The organism is Flavobacterium sp. (assembly GCF_020217025.1).
Taxonomy (GTDB): Bacteria; Bacteroidota; Bacteroidia; order Flavobacteriales; family Flavobacteriaceae; genus Flavobacterium.
Genome location: NZ_JAIWOF010000234.1, coordinates 1 through 10000, shown reverse-complemented (window position 1 = coordinate 10000; position 10000 = coordinate 1). Strand labels below are relative to the sequence as shown.

7 protein-coding genes are annotated in these 10000 nt (G+C 30.2%); all 7 read left to right on the top strand.

Going from position 1 to position 10000, the window contains the following annotated elements:
- The coding region (locus LDL23_RS12445) for a PAS domain S-box protein (protein WP_291265990.1) at positions 1-3168 on the top strand (3168 nt) is incomplete at its 5' end.
- Positions 3165-4775, top strand: coding sequence for an ATP-binding protein (locus LDL23_RS12440; protein ID WP_291265989.1), 1611 nt, complete (start codon positions 3165-3167; stop codon positions 4773-4775). The genes LDL23_RS12445 and LDL23_RS12440, both read left to right, overlap by 4 nt.
- 2 nt (positions 4776-4777) lie before the next feature.
- Positions 4778-5740, top strand: a complete 963-nt coding sequence (locus LDL23_RS12435) for an ATP-binding protein (protein WP_291265988.1) — start codon at positions 4778-4780, stop codon at positions 5738-5740.
- A 104-nt stretch (positions 5741-5844) separates the two neighbouring features.
- A complete protein-coding gene (locus tag LDL23_RS12430; protein ID WP_291265987.1) occupies positions 5845-6270 on the top strand; it encodes a response regulator in 426 nt (141 codons plus the stop codon).
- Between the two features lies 1 nt (position 6271).
- On the top strand, positions 6272-7231 hold the full coding sequence (locus tag LDL23_RS12425; RefSeq protein WP_291265986.1) for a response regulator: 960 nt from the start codon (positions 6272-6274) through the stop codon (positions 7229-7231).
- 17 nt (positions 7232-7248) lie between these two features.
- On the top strand, positions 7249-7635 hold the full coding sequence (locus tag LDL23_RS12420) for a response regulator (RefSeq protein WP_291265985.1): 387 nt from the start codon (positions 7249-7251) through the stop codon (positions 7633-7635).
- Between the two features lie 152 nt (positions 7636-7787).
- Positions 7788-10000: PAS domain S-box protein (locus LDL23_RS12415; protein WP_291265984.1), on the top strand; the 2213-nt coding region annotated here is incomplete at its 3' end.

Genomic DNA, 10000 nt, shown 5'->3' with positions numbered 1-10000 from the left:
GAAGAAATTCTTGAATACCTAACCAAATATGATGATTTTTTAGCTACTGAATTATGGCTACTGAATTCTTGCAAAACAAACATCTCTTTAAAGAAATGGGCAACCCAAAACGACAACATAAAAAAAAGCTACGAAAAAACATATAATTTTTCTCGATTCACAGAAAATCAAGGACTTCCTGGAATCATCTGGAAAGAAAAAAAACACAAAATCTGGAAAAAAGAAGACATCAACAACTATTTTTTTAGAAAAGAATTAGCTGATGAATTAGATGTTAAATCACTTCTTGGTGTGCCATTATTCAACAATAATGACTTCATTGGAACTTTAGTATTCTTTTCTAAAGAAGACCTTACTTTAGACCAACTAAAAATTGAACCTTATCTATCGCTAAGTAATTATCTTGGAGCAGAGATAAAACGCAAAATGAATGAGGAAATGAATACACTAATGTTTGAAAGTGCACCAGACATTATTGCCATAGCCAATGCTTACGGTCATTTCACTAAAGTAAATCAAGCATTTTGCGACTTATTAGGATATACCGAAGAGGAATTAACTTCCAATCCTTACACCTATTTCTTACACCCAGATGATTTAATAAAATCGGAAGTAGAATACATAGAAACCATATCTGGAAACAGAAAAGCAAATAATTTTGCCAACCGATTCCGAACAAAAAACGGAGATTACAAATGGATTTCTTGGAGTTCTTCTGAAATTTTTGGTGATGAAAATAATGCTTTTTCTTATGGCAGAAATATTACAGAGATTACAGAACTACAACACCTTTTTCAAGAAACAGCAAAACTAGCAGAAATTGGAAGTTGGGAATACCATACGAATACCCAATCACCTCATTTCTTTTTATCTAGTGTGGTAAAAGAAATTCTAGAATTAGAGACAAACGAAAATATCAATCTAGAAATCTTACTCAACTTCACCTACGAAAAAGACCGAAAAAAAACAGAAAATGCATTTTATAAATTAATTAATAGAGGTAAAAAATTTGATATCGAATTCCAAATTAAAACCAAAAAAGGAAATTTAAAATGGGTAAGATGTATCGGAAAACCCGAATACAACTTTGAAAACAACATGACCAAAATTCTGGGAAGTATTCAAAATATTACCCATCAAAAAGTAAACGAACTCGATTTAGCACAAAAAAATATCTTCCTATCCTCTATTACCAATGTAATCTCAGAACTAACTCATGCCGACGATTGGTACGAATCATTAAACAAAGTATTCCAAATCACTGGAAATACCATCGATGTCGATAGAATTTATTATTTTGAAATAGACGAAGTAAGCGAAGGCCAACCGAAAACCTGCAATCAGAAAATCGAATGGATTAAAGACGGCATTGAACCACAAATAGAAAACCCTGAGTTACAAAACATTCCTATTGAAGCCTTTACCGATTTTTTTAACCCATTAATAGAAGGTAAACTCGTTGCCACTATAACATCAAAATTACCGGAAGGAAACCTAAAAGAAAATTTGAAAAACCAAAACATCAAATCATTTCTAGTTTTACCCATCTTCATCAACAACACTTTCCAAGGTTTTGTAGGCTTTGACGATTGCGTTACTGAACGCGAATGGTCAATTAGCGAAATTAGCTTTCTATCAAACATTGTGTTCAACTTATCCGCAACTATTCAAAGAAAAAAAACCAGTCTAGCACTTCAAAAATCGCTAGAAGATAAAAATGACATCCTAGAAAGCATAGGTGACGCTTTCATTTCGCTAGACAAAAATTGGAACATAACGTATTGGAATAATAAAACAGAAAAAATATTAGATCTTAATAGAGAGAACGTTTTAGGTAAAAATTTCTGGAAATTATTTCCTCAAATTAAAAATACCATCCAAGAAAAAAAATACAAAGAAGCCTTAACAAAACAAAAAACAGTCTATTTTCAAACTTTTTTGGAGCAGCTTAACTTATGGGTCGAAATTAGCGTATATCCATCAAAAGCTGGATTATCTATTTACTACAAAGACATTACTAGTACAAAAGCATATGAAAACGCCTTAAAAGCATCTAATGACCGTTTTGAAAAATCAACAGCAGCGACTAACGATGCTATTTGGGATTGGGATATCGAGAAAAAAACCATGTATAGAGGAGAAGGTTTCTTCAAATCATTTGGTTATAAAGTGCCTAATTTTATTTATGACCGTAATCTTCTAGATTTAATCAAATCAAGAGTACGACCTGATCAAGCAGAAGAGGTAATTAACTCGTTGAAAGAAGCAATCAACAATCCAGAACAAGAAAACTGGAAAAAAGAATACTGGTACAAAAAAGCAAATAACGAATACGCTTACATCATAAACAACGGAGTCATCATAAGAAATGAAAAAGGAATAGCAACACGAATCGTTGGTGCACTGCAAGACATAACATCTATCAAAGAACAAGAAGAATCGCTACGCATTTTAAATAAAAAATTAGAAAAACAAACAAAAGCCTTACTAAATTCGAATCAAGAATTAGAACAATTTGCCTACATTGCCTCACATGACATGCAAGAACCCTTAAGAATGGTAACAAGTTTCCTAACACATTTAGAAAAAAAATATAATGATGTGTTAGATGAAAAAGGAAAACAGTATATTTACTTTGCTGTTGACGGTGCTAATCGAATGAGAAATATTATTTTAGATATCTTAGAATATTCAAGAATCGGAAAAGTAACAGAACAAAATGAAGCTATAGACATAAATAATCTTGTAGATGAAGTTTGTAAGATGAACAGTCAAAAAATAACAGAAACCAAGGCTGTAATTACACACAGTAATTTACCAACTATTACAGGATTCAAAACACCTTTGACCCAAATTTTTCACAACCTTATAGGAAACGGCTTAAAATATCAAAAACCCAATGAAAGTCCTAAAATAAATATTGAAACCGTGGAAGATGATAAAAATTGGCATTTCACAATCCAAGACAATGGAATCGGAATTGACAAAGAATTTCATGACAAAATTTTTGTAATTTTCCAAAGATTACACACCAAACAAGAATACAACGGCTCGGGTATGGGACTAGCTATTGTTAAAAAAATTATTGAAAACCTAAATGGAACCATCTGGGTTGAATCTGAAGTAAACAAAGGAGCAACATTCCATTTTACATTACCAAAAAAATGAACCTACTAAGAAAAATAAATAGATGTTTAGATTATTGGCCAAATCAATTGGCTATTATCTCTTTTTTTATTTTACTCATTATTAGCATATTCTTAACCTACAGAATTTACAACAATGAGTATGGTAATGAATTAATAAAAGTAAAAGAAGAATCATTCAAGATAAAAAACCAGCTTGAGAGTACAATTAACTACAGTTCTAATGTGGTTAAAGTAATTAGTTTTATTGCCGAAAAAAATTTACAAGAACAAGAATTTGAACCCGTAGCAAAAAGTTTAGTAGAAAAAAACAAATATGTAGATGGAATTCAATTGGTAAAAGGATTTGAAATTATAAAAACCTATCCTTTAATTGGCAATGAAAAAACCATTGGCTATCATCTTACTGCCGATAGCCTTCACAAAAAAGCGGCTAAAGATGCTATTAAAAAAAATAAAATCTTTTTTGAAGGACCATTTCAACTAGTACAAGGAGGAATGGGTATTGTAGGCAGAGAACCTATTTATAAAAATGGGAAATTTTGGGGATTTTCTGCAGTTATTATTAAAACAGAAACTTTTTTAAAAGCCATACACCTAGACGATCTTGGAAGTACTTCAAACTTTGAATATCAAATGGTACAAAAAGAAGGCGATTTAAACGGCCCTAAGTTTTTCAAAAACAATGGCGATTTCAGCAACGGAATTATTCATAAATCTTTCATCCCTGCAGGAGATTGGTATTTGTATGTAAAATTAAAAGAACCAAAATATTTAAACAGATCAATCGAGTTTCTTATTTACGGAATTGTTTTGAGTATAATTATAGCATTATACTTAAGAAAACTAGCAGAAGAGCCTCTAAAATTAGAATCTCTAGTTGATAAAAAAACTGCCGATTTAGAAAAATTAAATATTGAATTAGAGAATAGAGCAAAAGAGCTTACTAAGGTGAATAAAGAATTAGAATATTTTGCTTACATCATATCTCATGACTTACAAGAACCGCTGAGAATGATAACCAGTTTTTTGACGCAACTAGAGAAAAAATACAATGATGTAATTGATGAGAAAGGAAAAAAATATATCTTTTTTGCGGTTGATGGTGCCAAAAGAATGAAGAATATTATTTTAGATATTTTAGAATTTTCAAGAGTAGGAAAATATAACGACAAAAAAGAAGCAATCAATTTAAATGATATCATCCATGAAATTGAATCTTTCTACAAACTTGAATTTCCACACGGCAAATTAATTTATGAAAATTTACCAATTTTAAACTCTTATAAATCGCCATTGATTCAAGTTTTTCAAAATTTAATTGGTAATGCCTTTAAATATTCTAAAGAAAATGAAGCTCCAATTGTATCTGTTAAAGTAATTGAAGAAGATGATAAACAAATCACCTTTGCGGTTAAAGACAACGGAATTGGAATTGAAAATGAATATCTAGAAAAAATATTTGTGCTTTTTCAACGATTACACACAAGAGAAGGCGACAAAGGAAGCGGAATGGGATTAGCCATAGTAAAGAAAATTGTAGAGAATCTGAACGGAACCATTTGGGTAGAATCGGTAGTGAATGTGGGTAGTACATTTTACTTTACTTTACCTAAAGAAAAAGAATAAAGATGAAGTCAGAACTTAAGATAACCCTTTTATACATTACAATTGGAATATTGTGGATATTCTTAAGTGACCATTTTGTGCTTTTATTTATTACTAAAAACACCCAAGAACAAATTACTAATTTTCAAAACATTAAAGGATGCTTTTTTGTTATTTCAACCGGATTGCTTTTATTCACTTTACTCAAAAGACACAATTCTGCCATCCGACAGAAAATTGAAGAATTAAAAGAAAAATCTACAGAACTTGAAAAAACCAATAACGAACTTGAGAATTACTTTTTTCTTGCTTCTCACGACCTTCAAGAACCCAATAGAACCATAATTAGTTTTTTAACAAATCTTGAAAAAAAATACAAAAACAATCTGGATGAAAAAGGACATGAATACATCAAATACGCCATCGATGGTGCGTACTACATGCGTAAAAGTATTTTAAACTTACAAGAACACACTAAAATTGGTAAAAACCTAAACTACAAAGACATAGATTTAAATCTGGTTATTACTAACATACTAAAAGAATATGAAAATGCGTTAACTTTAGATAATGTAACCAGTTCTAAATTACCCATTATTAAAACCGATGAAAATTTAATTTACATGATATTTAAAAATTTAATTGAAAATGCAATTAAATTTAAAAAGAATAATGAAAAGCTACACATAACAATAACGCACAAAGAACAACCTGATTACTGGGAATTTACTTGTTCAGATAACGGTATCGGAATTGACAAAGAGTACCATGAAAAGATTTTTCAATTATTTCAACGCCTAAATTCTAACTCTGAAAGTAAAGGAACTGGCGTAGGTTTATCAATTACCAAAAAAGCAATTGAAATTTTAGGTGGAAAAATTCAAATCGATTCTTCACTAAATCAAGGAAGTTCATTTTATTTCACATTACCAAAAAACACAATAAAAAACACAAAGTATAAACAATTTAAAATCACCATTTTATAAGAAAAAAGAGAGGAAAAAAATCATAATTAACTGTTTTTTTGATTATTAATTAGATAAATTAATTTATCTTTATAATAACAAACAACAAAACTACCCCCACAGCTATGAAAAAAAATCAAATCCTACTTGTAGAAGATAACGAAGGAGATATCGTTTTAACTTCGGAAGCATTTGAAGAGCGCGACTGTAAAACAAATATTAAAGTTGCTCGAAATGGTAAAGAAGCTATCAACATTTTGTTTGACCAAAAGGAAGATACTCAGTTACCTGATTTAATTCTTCTCGATATCAATTTACCTTTATTAAATGGACACGAGGTCTTAAAAAAAATAAAAGAGAACGAAAAAACAAAACACATTCCTGTCATAATTTTAACAACATCTTCTGCAATTAGCGATATCAATTTAACCTACGAAAATTATGCTAATTGTTTTATTACAAAACCAGCCGATATTAATGATTTTTTCGAAACCATAAATGTACTATGCAATTATTGGTTTAAAATATCTAAACTACCTTCTAAAAAATAATATGATTGTAGACGAAAAAAAGTATAACATAATAGTTATTGAAGATAATTTAGGCGATTTTTTCCTTTTAGAAGAATATTTAAGTGAAAAAATAAAACTGCCTACAATAAAACATTTTGAAAAATTTAGCGACTTCAAACAATCAAATGGAAGCCTTTCTGATTATGATATAATTTTTTTAGACCTATCATTACCAGATAAAACTGGCACTGAATTAGTAGAAGAAGTATTAAAAATATCAAACAATATACCCGTTGTAGTATTAACAGGATATTCTGATTTTTCATTTGCCTTAAAAGCAATTGCACTTGGAGCTTCGGATTATCTTTTAAAAGATGAAATTAACAGCGCTATGTTATATAAAAGCCTAGTTTATAACATTGAACGTTTTAAAAACATCATAAAAATTAAAGAATCAGAACAATTATACAACGATTTATTTGAGTTAAGTCCACAACCTATTTTTGTTATTGACGCTACAACGTTACAAATTTTAGATGTAAACCAAGCTTGTGAAAAACTATATGAATTTAAAAAAGAAGAATTAGTAAACCAATCTATTAAAACTATTTTTAAAGACGAAGAAAGTATTTTTGACAATCATCAAACAATAATTACTCAAAACCATCAAAAAAAGAACAAAGACAAAATCATCGCCCAGGTTAAATATAATAAAATCATCCATAACAACAAAGAAGCAATCATTATAGTAAGTAACGACATTACCAAAAGTATTGAACATCTTAATGAAATTGAAAATCAAAACACTAAACTAAAAGACATTGCATGGATTCAATCCCATGTAGTTCGATCACCGCTTACAAATATTTTAGGGCTCATTAAACTAATAAACGAAACAGAATCGGTAAATGATAAAGAATTACTTGATCATCTTAACCAATCAGTAATAGAATTAGAAAACACCATCAATGAAATAGTAAATAAAACGCATTCTATGTAACTAAAAAATCTTTGCCTATGAAAAAACACATTTTCATAATAGATGACGATCCAATTTCTACAATAATTCTAAAAAAAAATTTAGAACTTGTTTCTATTACTCAAAAAATTGAAACATTTAACAATGGTAAAGATGCTTTTGACTACTTAGAAAACAAATATCTGAAAGATGAAAAATATATCATATTCCTAGATATTAATATGCCTGAAATGAATGGTTGGGAATTTTTAAGCAAATGTGAGCCATTAATTACATCGCAAAACACAACTATTTATTTACTTACCTCATCTATCAACAAAGCAGATTTGGAAAGAGCGAAACAATTTCCATTAATTGAAAAATACCTGTCAAAACCCATTAGCAAAGAAGTTTTAATAGAAATTAAAGAAAAAAACCAATTGTAAAAATAAAAGATACCCCTAAACCCTACCAAATCCCACCTACCCTTCTTTCTGGACTATTTTAAATAAAATCTAAATAAACATTTGATAATCAATAAATTATTTTGTTAATTTAAGAAGTCAAAACTTTAGTTCCATATAAAAGCAATTAAATAATGAGTAAAGACCATTTAAACGCTAATCTTTTTAATCTAAACCCATTACCATCGTGGATATACAACTATCAAACGTTTCAAATTCTAGATGTAAATATTGCTGCCATTGAACACTATGGATATTCAAAAGAAGAATTTTTGAAATTAACCATAAAGGACATTAGGCCTCCGCATGAAATAGAAAGACTTCTTAATGCTAATGCATCCATTAAAGACCAAAATGGAAATATCTACTTTGGAATTTTCACCCATTTAAAAAAAGATAAAACACCAATTCAAGTTGAAGTTAATGGTCATAAAATAGATTTCAATGATCGAGAATGCATGCTAGTAGTTTGCCAAGATATTACCAAAAGAATAGAACAAGAAGAACTAATACTTCAAAGCGAGCAACGCTTTAAAGCACTAGTTCAAGAAGGAAGTGACATGATAAGTATAATTGATACTAATGGAAAATACAGTTATACAAGTCCAACAACAACCGCTATTTTAGGAATAACTCCTGAAGAGTTTCAAGGCAATACAATTTTCGATTTCATTCATCCAGAAGATATCGAAAAAGCTTCAAAATACATGCAAAGAATCGCCAAGGAAAAAAAAATAATCGTTGAACCTTTCAGACTTAAAGACGGCAACAAAGAATGGAGATGGATAGAAACTGTCCTTACAAACATGACAGACAATCCTGCTATTAAAGGAATTGTGGCAAACTCAAGAGATATAACAAAACAAAAGGAAGAAGAACAACAGTTAAGACTACTTAGTAGCGCAGTAACCAATACCAAAGATTCAGTTGTAATTACCGAAGTGAAACTTGTTGACAATTCCGGCCCCAAAATCATATACGTTAATGAAGCTTTTACTAAAATGACAGGGTATAAAGCTGCCGAAGTAATTGGCAAAACAACTAAAATACTACACGGTCCTAACACGGATCATGAGGAACTCAAAAAATTGAACAAAGCCATTGAAAAATGGGAATCATGTGAAATCACAATAGCCAACTACAAAAAAAATGGGGAAGAGTTTTGGAATAATTTTAAAATATCTCCCGTAGCAGATGAAAAAGGAATTTACACCCATTGGATAGCCATACAAAGAGACGTAACAGAACAAAAACAAAAAGAACTTGAAAAGGAACTGTTAGGAAAAATAAGTTTAAACTTCTCTTCCGAAAAAGACCTATTGCAATCTTCCAAATTACTCTGTCAAACCATATGCGAGTATGGCCGATTTGACCTAGTGGAATTATGGATGCCAAATATCGAAAACACAAAATTACAATTAATTGCAAATAATGCTACTTCAACAGATGCCACAAACTTTTTGGAAGCAACCAAAGAGATAAGATCTTTCCTGCCAGGTGAAGGATTACCAGGAGCGGTTTGGAGTAAAAAAAACACCTCAATCTGGGAAAACATCAACAAAAAGGATGATTTTGTTCGAAAAGAAGCCGCTGAAAAAACAGCTATTAAAAATGCAGCAGCTTTCCCGCTTATTTACAACAATCATGTGGTGGGAGTATTGTTAATAGCTACACAAAAAGTAAGCAATCATCTAAATAAACACATCAAATTATTTGAACAATTAAAGCAATTCATTGGTTCTGAAATCAATCGAAAAAAATTAGAAAACGATTTAGGCTATTTGTATAATACCATTCCAGATATGGTATTTCTTACAGATTTTAAAGGTAGACTCTTAAAAATTAATAAAGCCGGATGTGATTTATTAGGCTACACAGAAGAAGAACTTTTATACCAGCCCTTTAGTAATTTTGTACACCCTGATGATAAAATCATCACAAAAAATGAATTTGAAGGCGTTATGAAAGGTCAGATTACCGCTACTTTCGAAAATAGATACCGAACCAAAAACGGAAAAGTTATCTGGCTAAGCTGGACATCTAAAGCTTCGCTTGAAGAAGGACTAATATACGCTATTGCAAAAAACATAACTGAGGAAAAAAAACTTAGAGAACTCAATAAACAAACGCGAGAACTAGCTAAAGTAGGAGGCTGGGAATATAATGTAATAGAAAACAATCTATTTTGGTCCGATGAAGTGCATCGTTTACACGAAACAGATCCAAAAACATTCATCCCTGATGTAAATACAGCCATAAACTTTTACAAAGAAGAGCATAAAGCTTATGTTACAGAATGCATAACCAAAAGCATAACAGAAGGAGCTTATTTAGATTATGAAGCTAT

What these genes read in the sequence shown, in the direction of transcription:
- LDL23_RS12440 (WP_291265989.1), top strand. Translation starts at nt 3,165, where the DNA reads ATGAACCTACTAAGAAAAATAAATAGATGTTTAGATTATTGGCCAAAT.
- LDL23_RS12435 (WP_291265988.1), top strand. Translation starts at nt 4,778, where the DNA reads ATGAAGTCAGAACTTAAGATAACCCTTTTATACATTACAATTGGAATA.
- LDL23_RS12430 (WP_291265987.1), top strand. Translation starts at nt 5,845, where the DNA reads ATGAAAAAAAATCAAATCCTACTTGTAGAAGATAACGAAGGAGATATC.
- LDL23_RS12425 (WP_291265986.1), top strand. Translation starts at nt 6,272, where the DNA reads ATGATTGTAGACGAAAAAAAGTATAACATAATAGTTATTGAAGATAAT.
- LDL23_RS12420 (WP_291265985.1), top strand. Translation starts at nt 7,249, where the DNA reads ATGAAAAAACACATTTTCATAATAGATGACGATCCAATTTCTACAATA.